The organism is Shewanella algicola (genome assembly GCF_014648035.1).
Taxonomy (GTDB): domain Bacteria; phylum Pseudomonadota; class Gammaproteobacteria; order Enterobacterales; family Shewanellaceae; genus Shewanella; species Shewanella algicola.
Window position 1 is genome coordinate 24,557 of the sequence record NZ_BMQI01000017.1, and the last position, 19,947, is coordinate 44,503.

The window sequence follows — 19,947 nt, forward strand, 5'->3', positions numbered from 1 at the left end:
CGTTTGTAATGATTTCCTGTTGCACTCTCTCATTGTACTAACACCTAAAATAAGGTTGTTAGAATTATAAGAAAGATATTAAGTCCAGGGAGATAGACAATGCATAAGAATATCCTAGCCAAGTCAGTGCGTTTAGCATTGATCGGTGGTGCTGCTGCAACAGCATTCACTGCACCAGCCGTTTTTGCTGCTGATGAAGATGGCGCAAAAGTTGAACGTATCGAGGTTACGGGTTCGCGTATTAAGCGTTCTGACCTTGAAGGCGCTTCACCTATTACCACAATTACTACTGAAGATATGAAGATGGAAGGTAACTTTACAGTTGCTGACGCACTTCGTAACAGTAACTTGAACTCTTTCGGTTCATTCTCTGAGCGTTCAGGTAGTTCTGCACAGTCTCAAGCAACGATTAACCTACGTGGTGCTGGTTCAAGCCGTACGCTAGTTCTTATCGATGGCAAGCGTTTCCCAGGTTCACCAACATTAGGTGGTGCATCTGCTAACTTAAACGCTATTCCAATGGCTGCTGTAGAACGTATCGACATCTTAACTGACGGTGCATCTTCTACTTACGGTTCTGACGCGATTGCTGGTGTTGTTAACATCATCATGAAAAAGAACTACCAAGGTATTGAGTTCAACGTTGGTGGTGGTTCACGTGACCAAGATGGTGGCTTAACTAGCAAAGAATTCTCGGTTGTAGCGGGTTATCAAATGGACAAAGGTAACATTACTTTTGCATTTGACCACCAAGACCGTAAAGGAATCTCTGACGCTGACCGTTCATATACTTCTGCAAGTTTGAATGACTTAAACGGTGATGGCGAAATTCAGTTTGAGGAAGCTATTGGTTGGAGTCTTTACGGCGCTACTGTTCAAAATGCCGATAGAACAGAAAGACAAGCATCTTTGTTGTGTGATGATTTAGAGGCTGAATATGGTTCTGATGTTTTCCAAACAATAAAAGCTGACAATGTATTTGGAGCTGGAAGTACATACTGTGGTTATGCATATGCTAACGTTTCATACAACAAAGCTTCTGTAGACCGTAATACTGTTTATGTAGATGCTAATTATGAGATTGCTGAAGATGTTGAGTGGTTCGGTCGAGTAATGGTCACTCAGAATAATTCATTTGGACGTTATGCTCCTCCAGCAGCAGCATGGAGTAACTTGAGTGCAGATAATCCACATAATCCATTTGGAGAAGATGGTGCTACTGGTTATATGCGTTGGGTGGGAATTGGTACTCGTGACGGTAACGTTGATGACTATAACCAAGATTATTTAACTGGTCTACGCGGAACTATTAGTGCCCTTAATGATGCCGAATGGGAGTTTTATTACCACCATAATATCGCTGATAATAAATCTATCGGTGAATACTACTTGAGCTATTCTGGTCTTGCTTACAACCAAGCAAATGACATCGATTTAGGCTCAGAAGCCGGTATCAATAATATGAGAGCAACGACTCTTACTCAAGGTTCTGCAACATTTGATCAATATAGTGCTGGTCTTGGTTTTGATGCTTTTGAATTACCTGGTGGTTCAGTAGCGCATTACGTAGGTATGGAATACTTTGATCAACAATATAGTGAAGTATACGATGCACAGTCAGAAGCGGGTCTAATTGGTGGTAGTGCGGGTAATTCGGCTGCTGGTGATCGTCAAGTATGGGCGATGTTCTATGAAGCAGTATTACCATTAACTGACGATATCGAATTAAATCTAGCAGCTCGTTATGATGACTACAGTGACTTTGGTGACAACGTTGCACCTAAAGCATCTATTCGTTGGCAGGCGCTTGAAAACGTAGTTGTACGTGCATCATATTCTGAAGCGTTCCGTGCACCTTCACTAGATCAACTTTATGCAGCAACGACGTTTAGTGCTGATGATGGTACTGATTATGCGTTTTGTGAATCTAATGGAATATCTGAAGTAAATTGTTTAGAAGCACAGTATGACACCTATATTACAGCCAATAAGGACTTAGGTCCTGAGACATCAGAATATCTTAACTTTGGTGTAGCATGGGATATTACCGATGATGTCGGTTTGAAAGTAGATTACTTCAATTTGAACATTGATGATGTAATCAGTCGTCGTTCAATTACCAACGTAATGGAAGGTATTGCTTCTGGTAATTTAACTCCTACAGATACTTTCTACGTGTTACGTGCTCCAGGGGCTGGTGGTTCCCTTGGTCAAGCTTATGAAGTAGGTACTGGTTATGGTAACAGTGATAAGCTAGAAATTACAGGTATTGATGTAGCATTAAATGCTAAATTTGAAACTTCTATTGGTGATTTCGGTATAAACTGGAATAACAGTTTCGTACTTGATTACATAGAAGAAGTAGAAGGTGGTGGCGCAGGTGTTGATACTGCTGGCTGGAGTGGGCAACCTGAGTTAAAATCTGTACTGACTACTACATATTCAGTAGAAGACCACTCTTTATCTTGGAACATCAATTACACTGATTCTACATATGAAGATAAAACCTCTGGTAAGTTAGATTCGTGGGTAATCCACAACATTAGTTATGTATATAATGCTGGTGATTTTGGCTCAATGTTACTAGGTATTAATAACTTAACTGATGAAGATCCTGTATTATCGTCATCAGGTGATTATACAAACCCAGAGTTGTATAACAATTACGGTCGTGAATTTCGTGCAAGTTATACTCTAAAGTTCTAAAAATTGGTCACCATTTGCTAATTATTTAGGCTAAAAAGGCTCCTTCGGGAGCCTTTTTATTTAGACTAATATTCAAAGCGTATGCGTAATAGAGAGATTCATATGAGTAATCATTGGAGTGAATATTGGCGACAAGGCCATACAACATCATTTGGTGATGCATTATCAGGTAATTATGAAGGTGTTTTACAGTCGGTTTGGCTATCTGCCTTCAATAATTTACCGACTGATTTTATCGCATTAGATGTTGGCACTGGTAATGGTTCAATTCCATTATTATTAAGAGAGTCATTAATTAACAGCCTAAAAGTCGGGACTGTATTTGGTGTTGATCTTGCCGAAGTGCAACTATCAGAAAAAAATAAGCGCGAAAAATCAACAATTGAAATAGAGCTTTTATCTAATACCGCCTGTGAAAAGTTACCTTTTGCCGATGATTCAGTGGACCTGTATGCGTCGCAATTTGGTTTTGAGTACTCAAATATCGAGCAATCAATTACAGAAGCCTCAAGAGTACTTAAAGCAAATGGTCAATTTTCAATTGTATTCCACCATAGTAATTCAATGATATTGAATCGAAATAAAAATATTTTAAGATTGATTGAGCAGCCTCAAGCAAATGAGTTGATAGAATATTTAAGTGAAATTGCAATCGCGATGGGGGCTATGGTGACTGCAAATGATATTGCAAGAATAAAACAAGATCCTAAGTGTGAATCTATTCGTGCAAAAATCAATCAATCAATTAAGTATTTAGTTGGATATGATGAACTATCCGCACAAGATAGTCAGTTAATGATGTTCGTTGCTCAGTTTTTTAAAGAAGGGATATTCTGGCCTTTAGCAAAAAAGCAACAATTTATCGAATTCATTAAATTACAAATGGATACGTTAAAGCTAAGACTAACCGAATTGGTTAATGCATCTTTTGATGAAAATAAACTGGCGAAATTTATTGCTATATTTGAGCAAAACTCATTGGTGTTAAATGAGCTTAAAGTGCTTAAAAACGAAAAAAATGAAATTTTAGGATGGTATTTAGATGCCAGCAAAGTCGTTAATGCCATAGATTAGCGATATGTTATGAATGAAAAAGTAAGTTTTATACACTTTAAGTCAATGATTTAAAGTAATTACTTTTTTAAAATAAAATGCCATTCCTATAAAATTCTGTTGAAGATGTATATTTATTCACCTTTCATTTACATTGCTAGCCTTAACAGCTCTTTCTACTAGTTTTTACGCTTTGCAAATGTTGACACAGGTCAACATTTTGTGAAATGATGCCAACGGGTCTGCGCCTTAACCGGCGTAGAAAAGGGAAGAAAAACTAACAATCACAAGAAAAAGACATACTTAGTAGAATTAACATTGGTAACAAATTTGTTTCATCGTAATTTGTGCTCAAGTTGATCTTTTTAATTCACTTCAAATTGGTTGGGAACTATGTCCAAGGTAAGCAATAGAACAAAAATCGCTACTGCACTTGTTGGCGCACTGGCTTTAGCTGGTAGCAACTTCGTTGTTGCAGGTCCTCTAGCTGACGTTCAAAAAGCTGATAGTAGCCTTCATGCTGCATCTGCTGCGTCACAACAGAAAGTCGACAAATATTTTGACCAAGCACAAGACATGCTTTTTGAGTATGGCAGCGTTGCTGATGAGCGTGAGTCATTAAAATCGTATAATGACTACGTTGCAGGCTTGGTCGCTGATCAACAGAAAACACTAGATTCAATTCAGGCAGATATCAATGGCGTTGATAAATTACGCCAAGGTGTTGTGCCTTTAATGTTCAAAATGGTTGAAGCTTTAGATCAGTTTGTAAATTTAGATCTTCCTTTCAACACTGAAGTTCGTAAAGCACGTGTTGAAAACTTGAAGAACATCCTAAATACAGCAGAGGTTACTCTTGCTGAAAAATATCGTTTGATCCTTGATGCGTACAGCATTGAGCGTGAATACGGTAGCTTCGTTGCAGTTCACACCGGTAAGCTAGACTTAGACGGTAAAGAAGTATTAGTCGACTTCTTTAACCTAGGTCGTGTTGCACTTTATGCGCAAAGCTTAGATCAAAAAACAGCATGGATGTACGACGCTGACGCTAAAACTTGGAACAAGTTAGAAGACAGCTATTTACGTGACATCACCAAAGGTATTCGCATTGCTCGTAAGCAAGGCGCATTAGACCTATTCGGATTACCAATTCCTGCTGCGGAGACTGCACAATAATGAAGAAGTTAATTACATCAGCTCTAGTGGCTGCAACTTTCTCTTTAACAGCCGGTATGGTTTCAGCTGCAGATGCACCTAAAACTATTGATCAGCTGTTACAACAAGTTAAAGTTGACCGTGCTAACGAAGGTAAAACCAACGCTAAGCGCGAAAGAGAATTCCAAGCAGAACGTGGCGATAAAGCTGCCTTACTTAAGCGTGAAAAAAACGCTTTAGCAGCAGAAAAGCAACGTGGTAAAGACCTAAACCAAGCTTTCTTAGATAACGAGCGTAAAATTGCTCAGTTAGAAGAAGACTTAAAAACCGCTCAAGGTGACTTAGGTGAAATGTTCGGTGTTGTTAAAGGTGAAGCTGGCGATTTCGCTGGTAAACTTGCGGCATCAAACATCAGCGCTCAATTCCCTGGCCGTGATGCATTCATTGCAGAATTAGGTGCTCGTAAATCATTACCAAAAATTGAAGAGCTAGAACAATTCTGGGAAGCTCAATTATTTGAAATGGTTCAATCAGGCAAAGTGGTTAAGTTTGACGGTGCTGTTACTGCAATTGACGGTAACGTAGTTAATACTGCAATTCACCGTGTTGGTCCTTTCAACTTAACAGCTGAAGGCAAATATGTTGTTTATAAGCCTGAGCTAAACTTGATTCAGCAATTATCACAACAACCAGAAGGTTACCAAGTCAGTGCAGTTGCTAAATGGGAAGGCACTACCTCAGGTGTTGCTCCTTTTTATGTTGACCCTGCTCGTGGTGTGTTATTGAACATCTTCACTAACAAAGCAAGTCTTGAAGATCGTTTAGAAGCGGGTGGTACAATTGGTTATATCATTCTTGCGCTATTAGCATTAGGTGCATTAATTGCGCTTGAGCGTTTAGTCACGCTTACTATCATTGGTGGTAAAGTTAACAGCCAACGTAAGAACATTGATAACCCAGGCAACAATGCTTTAGGTCGCATCTTAAAAGTTTACCAATCTAATAAAGACGTAGACGTTGAAACCTTAGAGTTAAAACTTGACGAAGCAATTCTTAAAGAAACGCCAGCTTTGGAAGCGCGTATTTCAATCATTAAAGTTATCGCAGCTATCGCACCTATGATGGGTCTGTTAGGTACTGTAACGGGTATGATTGCAACCTTCCAATCTATTCAGTTGTTTGGTACTGGTGACCCTAAACTGATGGCTGGTGGTATTTCTATGGCTCTTATTACAACGGTTCAAGGTCTAATCGCCGCTCTACCGTTAATGTTATTACACGCTGTAGTTGTTGCTCGTAGCAAATCTATCGTTCAAGTTCTTGAAGAGCAAAGTGCTGGTATTATCGCAGAACATGCTGAGAAGAGGGCTGACTAATGATGCTAATCCTGATGGACGTATGGGATTCCGTCAGGGGCTTCATGGCCTCCGGAGGCGATGTCCTCTGGTTGGTTGCAGCAGTGCTATTTCTAATGTGGGTGTTAATGCTTGAGCGTTATTGGTATCTTAACTGGATATCACCAAAACAACATCAAGCAGTAATCGCCTCATGGGAATCAAGAGAAGAGACGACTTCTTGGCATGCTCACCGTATCCGTGAAGCTTGGGTATCCCAAGCGAAGCAAGATTTGAATGCACGTATGCTGTTAATTAAAACCCTAGTAGCAATCTGTCCAATGATTGGTTTATTAGGTACCGTTACCGGTATGATTTCAGTATTCGATGTGATGGCAGTTCAGGGGACGAGTAATGCTCGTTTAATGGCGGCTGGTATCTCTATGGCTACAATGCCAACTATGGCAGGAATGGTTGCAGCTCTATCAGGTGTTTTCTTTAGCACCCGTTTAGACTCAAAAATGAGAATCAGTTTAGAAAAGCTAAAAGACAGCATGCCTCACCACTAGAGAGAGATTGAACATGGCACGTAAGAAGCATTCCAATATGGAAGAGGAAGCGCAAATTGATATGACCCCGATGCTAGACATCGTGTTTATCATGCTGATCTTCTTCATTGTAACGACATCGTTTGTTAAGCCATCTGGCTTAGACTACAACAAGCCTAAAGCTTCACAGGCTACGTCTAAACCTTCGGCAAACATCTTTATTGGCATCAGTAAGTCTGGTGTCATTATGATGGAAAACCGTCAGGTTGATATCGAACGTGTAACTGCAAACGTAGAACGTATGTTAGCAGAAGCACCAGAAGCAGCTGTACTGATTCAAGCAGACAAAGACACTACACATGGTTTAGTCGTTAAAGTCCTTGATAACGTAAAAGCTGCGGGTATTGACAAAATTTCAGTATCAGCGGGGAATGAGTAATATGCTAAGAGCACTCGTATCAATAATCATTGGTGCCACAGTGACTTTTGGGCTGTTTGCTTTCATGGCATTCTTGGTCGGCGGTGGCGCACAGCGCAACGCCGAGTCTGAGGATACCCCTGTTATTGAAATTACGATGGATAAACAGGATTCGAAGGCACAGAAAAAACCAAGGGTTACACCTAAGCCACCTCCACCACCGGAGCAGCCACCGAAGCCGGATACTACTCCGCCTGACTCATCATCTAATATTGACACCAACTTGGCGTTTAATATGGGTGGAATTGAAGCTGGCGGGCCAAGTACAGGCTTTAAGCTAGGCAACATGATGACCCGTGATGGTGACGCTACGCCTATCGTTCGTATTGAGCCACAGTATCCAATTGCTGCTGCTCGTGATGGTAAAGAGGGTTGGGTTCAACTTACCTTTACGATTAACGAACTGGGTGGTGTTGAAGACGTATCTGTTATCAAGGCTGAACCTAAGCGTTTATTCGATCGTGAAGCGATTCGCGCATTGAAAAAGTGGAAATATAAGCCAAAGATTGTTGATGGTAAGCCATTAAAACAACCTGGCATGACTGTACAACTTGATTTTACTTTAGAGAAAGGAGGTAGATAATGCGTAAAGTTACTAGTATCGCTACTGCGTTATTACTTTCAGTCTGTTCAAGTGCAATGTTGTCTAGTTCAGCTTTGGCTGCTGAAAAGTGTGAGATTGACAAGCGTCAATCTCGCGCAGTAGGTACCACTGCAGCTAAAAAAGTTCAAAAATCTTTTGAAGCCTATACAGAAGGTAATTTAGATCAAGCGATTTCAATATTGCTTGAAGCTAATACTAAAAACGATTTTGACAAAGCCTATGTCGATCGTATGTTAGGTAACTTCTATGCCGAAAAAGGTCAAATGGGCACAGCAATCAAATATTTAAAGACTGCTGTTGATGCTGACATTCTTGGTGGCTCAGACCATGCTGCAACACTGCGTTTGTATGCCGATTTGTTACTACAAGAGAAAAAGTTCAAAGAAGCGATTCCATACTATTACAAGTGGATGGAGTTTACCTGTAAGGCTGATGCTCAAATGTATCGTCGTATTGGTATTGCCCACACTGAATTAAAAGAGTGGAATAAGGTTCTAGAAGTAGCTGATAAAGGTTTATCTTTAGCTGAGGCACCTGATAAAGGTCTGTATCAGATGAAGTTGACCGCTTACTTTAACCAGAAAAAGTACAAAGAAGCCGTAAATGTATTAGAAGTTATGGTGCCTTTGTTCCAAAGCGATAAGCGCTTATGGGTACAGTTAGCTCAGTTCTACTTAATGACTGAAGATTATGATAAGTCATTAGCAACTTATGACCTTGCCTATAAAAATGGCTTTTTAGAGACAGACGGTAACATTACTCGTCTTGCTCAATTGTTAGCGCAAAAAGGTTCGCCTTATAAAGCTGCTACCATTTTCGAAAAGCACATGAAGTCTGGTCTTATTGCTGAAAACGAGAAGAGCTACAGTACTCTTGCTGGTTTTTATCATAATGCTAAAGAGCTAAAAGAAGCTGCCTCTTACTATGGTAAGGCTGCTGCGGTTAGCAACAAGGGTGAGTTGTTCTTAAAGCAAGGTCGTATTCTTGCTTTAGATCAAAAATTCAATGATGCTATTCCTGTGCTTAAAAAAGCACTTGATGCAGGAATTGATAACCCAGGTGAAGCTCAATTCGAGTTAGCTTTAGCATACTTAAGTTTGAAAAAGTACAAGTCAGCTTATAACCGTGCAGTGCTTGCTGCCAACGATAAGAAGACTGAACGTAGTGCAAGAAGCTATATTTCTTATATTAAAGAAAAAGCGCGTATTCACAACGTCACGCTTTAACTGCTCAAAGCATTTAAAAAAAGCCCCTTTTAGGGGCTTTTTTATTGCTCTTTATCAATAGATTTTGAAGCGTTAAATGTTAAATTGTTAATTTATGTGTATTTGAATAAGTTTAGTTTCATGTATGGCTTGGCATAGATACAATATAAGTATCGTGTTTTGGTTTCTGTTTGTTACCAATGATTAACGTCAGGCATGTGTACTGACGACTCATAGTTAATGAGCTTGTGCTGTGTTAAGGAATAATAACAATGAATAAAACTTTTTTGGCACTGTCTGTGTCACTATTATTAGCGACTCAGGGGTGTTCTGATAGTGCTAAAACATCTGAGCCAGTCAATTCGGCTCCATCTTCTGTAGCACAAGCTGCAGAGCAAACGGCCTCAGAGAAGTATCTCGCAATGGTTGATGCTTTTTTTAATGAACAACTGAAGCTAGAACCCATATACGCCACTTTTGTGGGTGTAAATGAATATAACGACCAATTTGGTGGTTCATTAACTGAAGAGTACTTAAAGCAACGTCATGAACTCAATAGCCGCTACTTTAGTCAAGCAAAATCCATTGATGTTGATCAGCTCTCTGCTTCGCTAAAATTAAGCTATGACATGTTTATCTATGATCGCAACATGGCGTTGATTGGCGAATCTTATCCTGAACATTTTTTACCGATTAACCAGTTCTACAGCACGGTATTTACTATGGTACAACTCGGTACCGGTGAAAGTGCACAGCCTTTTAAAACGGTTGAAGATTATCAACATTGGTTATCTCGTTTACGTGGTTTCATTAAATGGACTGAATTAGCTCAACAGCGTATGGATGAAGGTATTGCCAGTAAAGTGGTGTTGCCTAAAGTGTTGGTTGAGCGGATCATTCCTCAATTAGATGCTCAGCTAGTCGACTCGGCTCAAAATAGCTTATTTTATTCACCAATCAATTTATTACCAGACAGTTTTACTGCAGAGCAAAAAGCCGATCTTACACAACAATATACTGCAATTATTGACGCTGAGTTATTACCTGCCTTGAAAGGGCTGCGTGATTATATTCAACAAGTTTACTTACCTAAATCGCGCGCATCTGACGGATGGTGGGGATTACCCAATGGCAAAGATTGGTATCAACATCTTGCGAATAGTCATACCACAACCACACTTCCAGTAGATGAAATTCATCAAATAGGTTTGTCTGAAGTGGCACGTATTTTATCTGAAATGGATAAAGTCAGAGAGCAAGTCGGCTTTAAAGGTGATTTGACCTCATTTTTTGCATCGTTATCGTCTGAACCGCAATATTTCTTCACCGATAAACAAGATTTGATTGATGGTTATATGACCATTAAAGATAAAATTAATGCCGTATTACCGCAATATTTCGATGTTATGCCAAAAGCTGATTATATCGTCAAACCAGTTGAAACATTTAGAGAAAAGTCGGCGGCTGGAGCATCTTATGAAAGCCCTGCAGTTGATGGTTCTCGTCCTGGCATCTTCTATATCAACACTTATAATTTAAAAGCTCAGCCTAAATGGGGTATGACAACGTTATCACTACATGAAGCAGCTCCGGGTCATCATTTTCAAATTGCGATTAAGCAAGAGTTAACCGATGTGCCTGAGTTCCAACGTTTTCAAGGCTATACCGCTTTTGAAGAAGGTTGGGCTTTGTATGCTGAATACTTAGGTATTGAAATGGGTGTGTTTAATGATCCGTACCAATACTTTGGTAAGCTTTCTGATGAAATGCTGCGTGCAATGCGTTTGGTTGTCGATACCGGTCTACATGCTAAAGGTTGGAGTCGTGAACAAGCGATTCAATATATGAAAGATAACTCACCTATGGCAGAGTCTGATATCGTTGCCGAAGTAGAGCGCTACATGGCTATACCGGGTCAAGCTTTGTCTTACAAAGTGGGGCAGTTAACCATTTTACGTTTACGCGCAGATGCCGAAAAAGCCCTGGGCGATAAGTTTGATTTAAAAGGTTTCCACGATCAGCTATTAACGACCGGTTCGTTACCGATGGCTGTGATGGAAGATAAAATTGCAGATTGGATAAAAGCTGAGTTGGCTAAATAACTGTAGTAGGCAGTATGTCATCTTAGTGTCATTATGTTAGTGTTATTTTTTAATTTATAAATATTCGTTTAGGAGCCGTCATATGGTACAAGCAACAGCAAGACATTTACTGGTTAGCACGCAAGAGCAATGCGAAACGTTAAAACAACAAATCGAAGCAGGTGCTGATTTTGCTGATGTTGCAAAAGCGAATTCTTCTTGTCCTTCTGGTGCGCAAGGTGGTGAGTTAGGTTCATTTGGCCCAGGTATGATGGTTAAAGAGTTTGATGAAGTGGTGTTCAGTGCGCCGTTAAACGTTGTACAAGGCCCGGTAAAAACTCAATTTGGTTATCATTTACTTGAAGTGACTAGCCGTGGTTAATGCGTAAAGCATTGACTGTTTAAATGGCAGCTTAGGCTGCCATTTTTTTATCCTTTTATTTATTCCGTTTAAAAAGTAATGATCCGATGATGAAAACCATACTTTATAGTGACAGGTTGCAGTTACGGGACTTAACGTCTGCTGATTGGCCTAATTTTTTGTGTCTGTAATTAGATGAGAACGTTCAGCAATATATACGGCCTGTCGATACTGAAGACAACCTAAAAAAGAGCTTTGAACAACGCAATCGACTTTATCAGTTTGAAAGCGGTCAATGGTTATCATTGGTTATTGAGCGTCTCGATAATCAGCAATTTGTTGGGCTGATTGGGTTTCGATGTGACGATTTAGCGTTAAAACGGGCTGAGGTCGGTTACCTTATTGCACCTGAACAGCAGGGGAATGGTTATGCAACTGAGAGTTTACGCACCGTTATTGACTGGGGGGCGTTGCAATTTGAAATGCATAAATATATCGCTCTTTGTTGCCATGAAAACCTAGCGTCTCGTAAAGTGCTCGAAAACGTTGGTTTTGTCCAAGAGGGCACGTTAAGACAAAATACCTGTATTAACCAGCAATGGTTTGACGATTGTTACTTTGGTTTACTAACGTCGCAACGGGTGTAACTTTTTAGTTAATACATTTCAAAATATAAAAATATTTGCTCTATGGACTGTTTTCTATTGGGCATTTGTCACATAATACGTAATACAAGTGAAAACTATTCTCGTTAGCAGCTTAAACTTTGATCTAGATTCGAGTTTAACTTGCAAAGCTCAGATAAAATTTCATACGTTATTAATGTTGTTGAAGGTAGTGCTACATGAAACTGAGTGAACTCAACCCCGGAGATTGCGCAATCATCTCTCAAATAGGTCAATTAACATTACCTCAAACCGTAAAGCGTAAGTTGTTATCGATGGGCATCACTCCCAACACGCATTTTTCTTTTATCCGCCGAGCACCAATGGGCACAGGTGTTGAACTTAATTTACGTGGCAGTAAATTATGCATGCGTCGCGATTTAGCCGATATCATTGAGGTAGTAATAACGAATGACTAAACAATTCCATTGCGTCACCGTCGGTAATCCAAATGCCGGTAAATCAACCCTTTTTAATGCATTAACTGGTTCAAGCCAGCAAGTGGGTAATTGGTCTGGCGTGACCGTTGAGAAAAAAACCGGTCAATTTAGCTATTCAGGCAACGATATTTTATTAACCGATTTACCCGGTATTTATGATTTGCTTCCTGCCGGTAACAGCTGTGATTGTTCGTTAGATGAACAAATTGCACAAAACTACTTAGCGAACCAACAAGTCGATGCGATTATTAACTTAGTTGATGCCACAAACGTTGAGCGTCATCTATACCTGACCACGCAGCTACGTGAGTTAGGCATCCCCGTTATTGTGGTGATTAATAAAATTGATGCGGCTAAAAGGCTTGGGATCACTATCGATGTCGAGCAGATGTCTGCTCGTTTAGGTTGCCCTGTCATTGCGATTTGCTCTCGTCGTCAAGCAGATGTTGAACAAGTCCAAGCTAAAATTCTTACGCTATTGCAAAGCGATACAGCGACAGAGCCTCTTGCGTTGCAATACCCTGCAGACATTGAAGCCAGTATCAAAGCGTTACAGCTTCAAAATGGCAATCAAGGCCTTGGCGCGTTAAGTCGCGGCCAAGCATTATCTATTCTAGCCAATTGCCATGGCAATGCATGTGGTACAAGTGAAGTACAACTGCATGACACTGTACAGCAATGCTCTCAACGTGCAGAGCAAAACGGTGATGATATTGAAATTATGATTGCGACTACGCGTTATGATTTTGTACAACAAGCATTTGAAGCTGCAGTTAATCAAGGCAAACACATCAGTGTGTCAGACCGATTAGATAATGCGGTTCTGCATCCTGTTCTGGGTATTCCTGTATTCCTGTTCGTTATGTACTTGATGTTTCTATTCAGTATCAACGTGGGTAACTCGTTTATCGACTTTTTCGATATTACGGCCGGAGCGATATTTGTTGACCACTTTGGGGCATTATTGGTCTCTATGGGCTCTCCCGATTGGCTAGTGACTATTTTAGCCGGTGGTGTAGGGCAAGGTATTCAAACGGTTGCGACATTTATTCCTGTTGTAGCTGCATTATTTTTAGCATTATCTGTGTTAGAAGCATCAGGTTATATGGCCCGTGCAGCCTTTGTTGTTGACGGTTTAATGCGCCGCATTGGTTTACCTGGTAAAGCATTCGTCCCTATGATTGTCGGTTTTGGCTGTTCTGTACCTGCGATTATGGCTACCAGAACCCTAGGCAGTGAACGCGAGCGTATTGTGACAGGCATGATGGCTCCCTTTATGTCATGCAGTGCACGCTTACCTGTTTACGCGTTATTCGCTGCAGCATTTTTCCCACAATCAGGACAAAACTTAGTCTTTTTACTTTATATTATCGGTATTTTTGCCGCGATTGGGACTGGTTTATTATTACGTAAAACGGTATTGCCTGGCACAAGTAGCGCAGTCGTAATGGAACTGCCAAGTTATGAAATGCCTAAAGCTAAAGCGGTATTTTCTCGCACCACTAAGCGAACCAAAAGCTTTATTAAAGGTGCCGGTAAAACCATTATTATTGTTGTTACCCTGCTTAACTTTGTTAATGCAATTGGTACCGATGGCTCTTTTGGTCACGAAGACAGTAAAGAATCGCTATTGAGTGTGGCAAGTCAGCAAGTTACACCATTATTTGCGCCAATGGGTATTGAGCAAGACAACTGGGCTGCGACAGTGGGGATCATTACCGGGATTTTCGCGAAAGAAGCGGTAGTGGGTACTTTAAACAGCTTGTACAGCAGCAGCGAAGGTGATGAAGAAGAAATGCTATCAATATGGGATAGTGTGAAAGTCGGCTTAGCGACTATACCCACTAACTTGTTAGGTATTGAGCCTGATGACCCATTGTCGATTGCCATTGCCAGTATTACCGATATAGATGAGGCTGCAGTTGAGTTGTCGGTTGACTCATCAACATTCAGTGCTCTACAAACAGGCTTTAAGAGTCAGTTAGCCGCTTTCTCTTATTTACTGTTCATTTTATTGTATACCCCTTGTGTGGCTGCTATGGGCGCATTAGTGAATGAGTTTGGTGCTAAATGGGCGCGATTTGCCGCAGTTTGGACTTTCTCTTTAGCATACGGTTCAGCAACGGTGATTTATCAAGGTGCGACGTTCTCTGCTCATCCACTACAATCGGCTTGTTGGATCGGCTTTTTTGCGGTGGCCTTGGTCGGTTTCTACATGTGGTTGAGTAAAAAAGGCAGACAAGCACAGCAAATTATTCCCGGCATTCGTATTGTCACTGAATAGTCCTTGTTGATCTGAATGATTCTTCTAAAACCCAGCATTGCTGGGTTTTTTGTTTATATTCGTAGTAAACACACTCACAGCGCGAGTTTGTTTTACGCTATTTGGCATTTTTTGTTTATCTGACTAACTTTTTCGATACTAGTAGTTGTAACTACTGAAGATCTGTAGGATCATCTGTTTTTTATTCATATTGCCATTGTGTGCCAAGAGGAATTCCATGAGTCATGTGGACACCGAAGTACGTCCTAGTAACTTCATTCGTAATATCATAGACGAAGACCTAAGTAGCGGTAAGCACAACCATGTTCATACTCGTTTCCCGCCAGAACCTAACGGTTTTTTGCATATTGGACACGCTAAGTCTATATGCTTAAATTTTGGTATTGCGAAAGATTACCAAGGTCAATGTAACTTACGTTTTGATGATACTAACCCTGAAAAAGAAGACATCAACTATGTGAAGTCTATTCAGGAAGATGTACATTGGTTGGGCTTCGAATGGGCTGGCGATATACGTTATTCATCAAATTACTTTGATCAATTGCATCAATACGCTGTTGAACTTATTAGCAAAGGGCTTGCTTATGTTTGCTTTTTAAATAGCGAACAAACTCGTGAGTATCGTGGCACTTTAAAAGAGCCTGGTAAAAATAGCCCTTACCGTGACACGACCCCTGAAGAAAACCTCGCACTGTTCGAAAAAATGCGTAAAGGTGAATTCAAAGAGGGTGAATGTGCACTGCGCGCAAAAATCGATATGGCATCACCCTTTATGTGTATGCGTGATCCGGTGATATACCGTATCCGTTTTGCACATCATCACCAAACCGGTGACAAGTGGTGTATTTACCCAATGTACGATTTTACACATTGTATCTCTGATGCAATTGAAAACATTACTCACTCAATTTGTACGTTAGAGTTTCAAGATAACCGTCGTTTGTACGATTGGGTGTTAGATCATTTAGATGATTTCCAGGCGCCAAACCGCACTCGTCAATATGAGTTTTCTCGTTTAAATCTTGAATACACATTGATGTCTAAACGTAAGCTAAATGATTTAGTGACCCGCAAATTAGTTGACGGCTGGGATGACCCTCGTATGCCAACCATTGCAGGTTTACGTCGTCGCGGTTATACACCAGCTTCTATTCGCGAGTTTTGTCTGCGTATTGGTGTCACTAAGCAAGAAAACCTGGTTGAAGTCGGCATGTTAGATGCCTGTATTCGTGAAGAGTTAAATGAGCATGCACCTCGTGCAATGGCAGTATTAAGACCCATTAAAGTGGTTATTGAAAACTACCCAAATGCACAACCAGAAGCAATCACGGCACCTGCTCATCCAAATAATGAAGCTATGGGTACCCGTGAGCTGTCTTTTGGTCGTGAATTATTTATTGATGTTGAAGACTTCAAAGAAGAAGCCAATAAACACTTTAAACGTCTTGTATTAGGTAAAGAAGTCCGTTTACGTAATGCCTACATCATTAAAGCTGAACGCTGTGACAAAGATGCTGACGGTAATGTGACGACAGTCTACTGTAGCTATGATGCAGATACGTTAGGTAAAAATCCTGCTGATGGACGCAAAGTAAAAGGCGTTATCCATTGGGTGGAAGCAAGCACGGCAAAACCTGCTGAATTCCGTCTATATGACCGTTTATTTACAGATGTAAACCCTGCAGCATTTGAAACCGTAGATGAAGTGATTAATCCACAGTCGTTAGTGGTTGTTCACGGTTTAGTTGAGCCTAGTTTGGTCAATGCGCCTGCTGAAAAAGCGTATCAGTTTGAGCGTGAAGGTTACTTCTGTGCAGACAACAAAGATTCTTCTGCTGAACACTTAGTCTTTAATTTAACCGTACCACTACGTGATACTTTCTCTTAGTGTTTACCGTTAAATAACCCAATAAAAAAGGCGCTCAAAGCGCCTTTTTTATTGTATTGAAACCAGCTATTGTAACATAGGGCCAAAGCCTACGCTCCATAAAATAACACTACTTGCCATCAGTGCAACTAGCAACACTAAGCCTGCCGTGACAACTGAACTAGCATAAATAAAGCCTTTTTCTTCAGGTATGTTCATGATGATTGGCACGCCCGCGTACAGAAGATAGACCGAATAGGTTAAGCCTATTAATCCTACGACCATAATAAACCACAATACAGGGTATAACGCGGCTAATCCAACCATAAATAAAGGGGTTGCAGTATAAGCTGCTAGTTCTAATGCTTGAGTATATGTTGGGTCAGCATCAAAGGTTTTACCCATCCAATAGGCTAAGTAAGCCAATGCTAACACCCCAAATATTAAGCCAAAGTACATGCCAATCGACATAAACATGGCGCTTTTAGGTGTTAAAAATAGCAATTCGCCAGCCCCTGGATGCCAACCAATGTGTGCGGTGGCAAAATAAGAGCAAATAGCAGGAATTAGCGCGATAAGTAATACATGACTTAAGCTGCTTTTCAGCGCTTCATGGTTTTTTTCAATTGTTTGCCACTCTTGTTTCGGATGAGTGTATAGCCCCATTAAGTGATTCAGTACCATTATAATTATCCTTGTTTAGCATTTCTCAACCTAGCTCGCCAAACAACAGACGAACTGACTACAGCTTTTAATCAATCGCCTTCATCAGTTCACAGTACTTTACAATTAACGGTTAGCAGACTCCTTGCTAACCCGTTATTGCTCAGTGCTCACCTCATCCCAACAGGAGGTGTTTAAAGGAGATTGACCTTACTTTTTCAGTTTAGCACAAACCTGAAATTTCGTTTGATTACAATTAATATTCAGATATTGAAATCCACAACCTGAATATTGCACATTTATTGTACATAAATCTTAATTCGTCAAGTCGTATTACGTTTGAGCTTTAGAAAAGATCAGTCAAACGGTAAAATAGCGATAGATGTTTTATAAAGGGTCTATAGCAACATGCAGCAATTACTTGAACCAATTAATCAATTTTTAGGTTGTGAAACACCAGATGCCTGGGTCAATTTCGCCAAGCAGCCCGAGCAACTGAATGCATTATTAATTGATCACTGTAATTGTGAGCTTAAAGCGGCTCAAACTGCGATGATGATGATCCGCAAGTATGCAATCGATAAATCGAGTGCAGCTATATTATTAGCTTGGGCTAAACCTTACGAAACATTTGTATATAGCAAAGATCGCGATGCTAATGCTTTTTTGAATCGAGACGTTAAGAAAAATGACATAACAAGTGAGCTGGTTGCCAGTCAATTATTACCAATCAGTTCAAACTTAATGACTAAAATGGTGCGGTTGATTAAAGAAGAGTTTCATCACTTTGAGCAAGTCCTGCAAATCATGACCGCGCGTGGGATTGAATACAATAATATGAGAGCAGGGCACTATGCCAAACAATTAATCACTCATGTTCGAACTCATGAGCCATTAACGATTATCGATAAATTGATTATTGGTGCATTTATTGAAGCGCGCTCTTGTGAACGCTTTGCCAAATTAGCCCCACACTTAGATGATGAACTTAATAAGTTTTATGTGTCTCTACTTCGCTCTGAAGCTCGCCATTATCAAGATTACCTTGCTTTAGCACAAGAAGTAGCAGGTGAAGATATTAGCGACAGAATTGCTTATTTCAGGCAACAAGAAGCGGCATTGATATTGTCTGAAGATAACGACTTTCGCTTTCACAGCGGGACTCCAGTGTAGAGTCCAAATGCAGGTAGACTCGTATTTACAACGTTAGGCTTCTAAAAAAGGCCTTTGCTCTAGCTCACAACCTTGTGGTGTCACCGATAACACACTGCCTTGAGTGTACCAATCTCCGACAACAACACGTTGTTTATTGCCGCTAAGTTGATGAATATTGGGGCGATGGGTATGACCATGGATCATACGTTGGCAGTTAGTTTTAGTCAGGAGTTCATCTACGGCTGTAGGTTCAACGTCCATGATTTCATGGTGCTTTTGCTGATTACCCTGAACACTTTTTTGTCTAATTTTAGCGGCAATGTTTAAGCGGGTTTGTTTAGGCAGTATATGTGCGTATATCCACCTCACCATCGCAATGCTTCGAAAACGTCTAAAGCGCTGATAAGCTTCATCAAGTGTACAAAGACTGTCACCGTGTAAAATCACTGTGCGCGTGCCATATAAATCAATACAGTGCACTTCGGGTAAAATTTGCATGCCCGCTCGCTTGCAAAAAGCGCGACCGATCATAAAATCACGATTGCCATGAATGAAATACACTGGCATTTTAGCGGAAACGGCTTTTATTGCTGTGGCAATATCATTGGTAAATGGCTCAGCAATATCATCGCCCATCCACACTTCAAATAAATCACCAATAATATACAGCGCCTCGGCATCGTCTAAACCGTTCGCGAGAAAGTCTACAAAAGCATGGGTAATATCTGGACGATCTGCACTTAAGTGCAAATCGCCCACAAAGACAGTGCGACGCAAAATTATGCTTTTACACTAACATTGTTGATAATAACGGCTTCTAATGGCACATCCTGGTGCATGCCACGGTTACCAGTAGCAACGGCTTTAATTTTTTCAACCACATCTAAGCCTTCAACAACTTCACCGAACACACAGTAACCCCAGCCTTGGCTTGTTTCTGATTTAAAATCAAGGAAAGTGTTGTCGTTGATGTTAATGAAAAATTGCGCTGTAGCAGAATGCGGATCTGAAGTACGTGCCATCGCAACAGTACCTTTACGGTTTGATAAACCATTGCTAGCTTCATTTTTTACGGCTTCATTGCAACGCTTTTGGCCCATATCTTCGGTAAAACCACCGCCTTGGATCATGAAACCATCGATAACACGGTGGAAGATGGTGTTGTCATAAAAACCTTCTTCAACATATTTCATGAAGTTAGCCACAGTTAAAGGGGCTTTTTCAGCATCAAGTTGTAAAGTAATGTCGCCAAAATTTGTGTGTAAAGTAACCATTAATATTCACCTAGAAAAAATAATTTGCGCGATTCTAACTTATCTTAGTTGCGGCATAAAGTGCAGTGTTCAAA

General features: G+C 40.4%; 17 protein-coding genes and 1 pseudogene. 15 read left to right on the forward strand and 3 right to left on the reverse strand.

Translation table 11 applies throughout. The annotated features are described in order from the left end of the window. Window positions 1–99 precede the first annotated feature (99 nt). The 14 genes and pseudogenes from IEY42_RS09130 to glnS all read left to right on the forward strand — a co-directional run bounded on the left by IEY42_RS09130 (window position 100) and on the right by glnS (window position 16,802). On the forward strand, window positions 100–2,706 hold the full coding sequence (locus IEY42_RS09130; protein WP_188924958.1) for a TonB-dependent receptor: 2,607 nt from the start codon (window positions 100–102) through the stop codon (window positions 2,704–2,706). A gap of 102 nt (window positions 2,707–2,808) precedes the next feature. Further along, complete coding sequence (locus IEY42_RS09135) at window positions 2,809–3,780, forward strand: class I SAM-dependent methyltransferase (protein WP_188924959.1); 972 nt, start codon at window positions 2,809–2,811, stop codon at window positions 3,778–3,780. Window positions 3,781–4,152: 372 nt separating this feature from the next. Further along, window positions 4,153–4,935 (forward strand): DUF3450 domain-containing protein, encoded by a 783-nt coding sequence (locus tag IEY42_RS09140; protein ID WP_188924960.1) that lies wholly within the window; start codon window positions 4,153–4,155, stop codon window positions 4,933–4,935. Continuing rightward, complete coding sequence (locus IEY42_RS09145; protein ID WP_188924961.1) at window positions 4,935–6,290, forward strand: MotA/TolQ/ExbB proton channel family protein; 1,356 nt, start codon at window positions 4,935–4,937, stop codon at window positions 6,288–6,290. The genes IEY42_RS09140 and IEY42_RS09145 overlap by 1 nt, the downstream gene beginning before the upstream one ends. Then, the gene (locus tag IEY42_RS09150) at window positions 6,290–6,817 is read left to right on the forward strand and encodes a MotA/TolQ/ExbB proton channel family protein (RefSeq protein WP_188919228.1); all 528 of its coding nucleotides are present in this window, start codon (window positions 6,290–6,292) and stop codon (window positions 6,815–6,817) included. Before IEY42_RS09145 ends, IEY42_RS09150 begins: the two co-directional genes overlap by 1 nt. Window positions 6,818–6,830: 13 nt before the next feature. Further along, window positions 6,831–7,235 carry an ExbD/TolR family protein gene (locus IEY42_RS09155; protein ID WP_188924962.1) on the forward strand — a complete coding sequence of 135 codons (405 nt, stop codon included), beginning with the start codon at window positions 6,831–6,833 and terminating at the stop codon, window positions 7,233–7,235. Between the two features lies 1 nt (window position 7,236). Further along, window positions 7,237–7,857: an energy transducer TonB gene (locus IEY42_RS09160; RefSeq protein WP_188919224.1), complete on the forward strand. Its 621-nt coding sequence runs from the start codon at window positions 7,237–7,239 to the stop codon at window positions 7,855–7,857. Beyond that, window positions 7,857–9,104: a tetratricopeptide repeat protein gene (locus tag IEY42_RS09165; RefSeq protein ID WP_188924963.1), complete on the forward strand. Its 1,248-nt coding sequence runs from the start codon at window positions 7,857–7,859 to the stop codon at window positions 9,102–9,104. The genes IEY42_RS09160 and IEY42_RS09165 overlap by 1 nt, the downstream gene beginning before the upstream one ends. Before the next feature lie 251 nt (window positions 9,105–9,355). Further along, window positions 9,356–11,185, forward strand: coding sequence for a DUF885 domain-containing protein (locus IEY42_RS09170; RefSeq protein WP_188924964.1), 1,830 nt, complete (start codon window positions 9,356–9,358; stop codon window positions 11,183–11,185). A gap of 82 nt (window positions 11,186–11,267) precedes the next feature. Then, entirely contained in the window at window positions 11,268–11,546 is a 279-nt protein-coding gene (locus IEY42_RS09175; protein ID WP_188739788.1) for a peptidylprolyl isomerase, read from the forward strand. A 185-nt stretch (window positions 11,547–11,731) separates the two neighbouring features. Continuing rightward, window positions 11,732–12,172: pseudogene (locus tag IEY42_RS09180) on the forward strand (GNAT family N-acetyltransferase); the annotation flags it as partial. A 197-nt stretch (window positions 12,173–12,369) separates the two neighbouring features. Further along, window positions 12,370–12,609 carry a FeoA family protein gene (locus IEY42_RS09185; protein ID WP_188924965.1) on the forward strand — a complete coding sequence of 80 codons (240 nt, stop codon included), beginning with the start codon at window positions 12,370–12,372 and terminating at the stop codon, window positions 12,607–12,609. After that, entirely contained in the window at window positions 12,602–14,914 is a 2,313-nt protein-coding gene (feoB, locus tag IEY42_RS09190) for a Fe(2+) transporter permease subunit FeoB (RefSeq protein WP_188924966.1), read from the forward strand. Before IEY42_RS09185 ends, feoB begins: the two co-directional genes overlap by 8 nt. 217 nt (window positions 14,915–15,131) lie before the next feature. Then, window positions 15,132–16,802, forward strand: a complete 1,671-nt coding sequence (gene glnS / locus IEY42_RS09195; protein WP_188924967.1) for a glutamine--tRNA ligase — start codon at window positions 15,132–15,134, stop codon at window positions 16,800–16,802. Between the two features lie 66 nt (window positions 16,803–16,868). On the opposite strand, the gene IEY42_RS09200 is transcribed toward glnS, so the two are convergent. Then, window positions 16,869–17,465: a Yip1 family protein gene (locus IEY42_RS09200; protein WP_188919214.1), complete on the reverse strand. Its 597-nt coding sequence runs from the start codon at window positions 17,463–17,465 to the stop codon at window positions 16,869–16,871. A 387-nt stretch (window positions 17,466–17,852) separates the two neighbouring features. Between IEY42_RS09200 and miaE the strand changes: the two genes are divergently transcribed. Next, window positions 17,853–18,617 (forward strand): tRNA isopentenyl-2-thiomethyl-A-37 hydroxylase MiaE, encoded by a 765-nt coding sequence (gene miaE, locus IEY42_RS09205; RefSeq protein WP_188924968.1) that lies wholly within the window; start codon window positions 17,853–17,855, stop codon window positions 18,615–18,617. Between the two features lie 33 nt (window positions 18,618–18,650). Here miaE and IEY42_RS09210 read toward each other — a convergent pair whose 3' ends face one another. Both IEY42_RS09210 and IEY42_RS09215 read right to left on the reverse strand, forming a co-directional pair. After that, window positions 18,651–19,376: a UDP-2,3-diacylglucosamine diphosphatase gene (locus IEY42_RS09210; protein ID WP_188924969.1), complete on the reverse strand. Its 726-nt coding sequence runs from the start codon at window positions 19,374–19,376 to the stop codon at window positions 18,651–18,653. Between the two features lie 2 nt (window positions 19,377–19,378). Continuing rightward, a complete protein-coding gene (locus IEY42_RS09215; protein ID WP_188924970.1) occupies window positions 19,379–19,873 on the reverse strand; it encodes a peptidylprolyl isomerase in 495 nt (164 codons plus the stop codon). Window positions 19,874–19,947: the final 74 nt, after the last annotated feature.

What these genes read in the sequence shown, in the direction of transcription:
- IEY42_RS09185 (WP_188924965.1), top strand. Translation starts at nt 12,370, where the DNA reads ATGAAACTGAGTGAACTCAACCCCGGAGATTGCGCAATCATCTCTCAA.
- IEY42_RS09145 (WP_188924961.1), top strand. Translation starts at nt 4,935, where the DNA reads ATGAAGAAGTTAATTACATCAGCTCTAGTGGCTGCAACTTTCTCTTTA.
- IEY42_RS09155 (WP_188924962.1), top strand. Translation starts at nt 6,831, where the DNA reads ATGGCACGTAAGAAGCATTCCAATATGGAAGAGGAAGCGCAAATTGAT.
- IEY42_RS09150 (WP_188919228.1), top strand. Translation starts at nt 6,290, where the DNA reads ATGATGCTAATCCTGATGGACGTATGGGATTCCGTCAGGGGCTTCATG.
- IEY42_RS09175 (WP_188739788.1), top strand. Translation starts at nt 11,268, where the DNA reads ATGGTACAAGCAACAGCAAGACATTTACTGGTTAGCACGCAAGAGCAA.
- miaE (WP_188924968.1), top strand. Translation starts at nt 17,853, where the DNA reads ATGCAGCAATTACTTGAACCAATTAATCAATTTTTAGGTTGTGAAACA.
- IEY42_RS09215 (WP_188924970.1), bottom strand. Translation starts at nt 19,873, where the DNA reads ATGGTTACTTTACACACAAATTTTGGCGACATTACTTTACAACTTGAT.
- IEY42_RS09200 (WP_188919214.1), bottom strand. Translation starts at nt 17,465, where the DNA reads ATGGTACTGAATCACTTAATGGGGCTATACACTCATCCGAAACAAGAG.
- glnS (WP_188924967.1), top strand. Translation starts at nt 15,132, where the DNA reads ATGAGTCATGTGGACACCGAAGTACGTCCTAGTAACTTCATTCGTAAT.
- feoB (WP_188924966.1), top strand. Translation starts at nt 12,602, where the DNA reads ATGACTAAACAATTCCATTGCGTCACCGTCGGTAATCCAAATGCCGGT.
- IEY42_RS09140 (WP_188924960.1), top strand. Translation starts at nt 4,153, where the DNA reads ATGTCCAAGGTAAGCAATAGAACAAAAATCGCTACTGCACTTGTTGGC.
- IEY42_RS09130 (WP_188924958.1), top strand. Translation starts at nt 100, where the DNA reads ATGCATAAGAATATCCTAGCCAAGTCAGTGCGTTTAGCATTGATCGGT.
- IEY42_RS09135 (WP_188924959.1), top strand. Translation starts at nt 2,809, where the DNA reads ATGAGTAATCATTGGAGTGAATATTGGCGACAAGGCCATACAACATCA.
- IEY42_RS09160 (WP_188919224.1), top strand. Translation starts at nt 7,237, where the DNA reads ATGCTAAGAGCACTCGTATCAATAATCATTGGTGCCACAGTGACTTTT.
- IEY42_RS09170 (WP_188924964.1), top strand. Translation starts at nt 9,356, where the DNA reads ATGAATAAAACTTTTTTGGCACTGTCTGTGTCACTATTATTAGCGACT.
- IEY42_RS09165 (WP_188924963.1), top strand. Translation starts at nt 7,857, where the DNA reads ATGCGTAAAGTTACTAGTATCGCTACTGCGTTATTACTTTCAGTCTGT.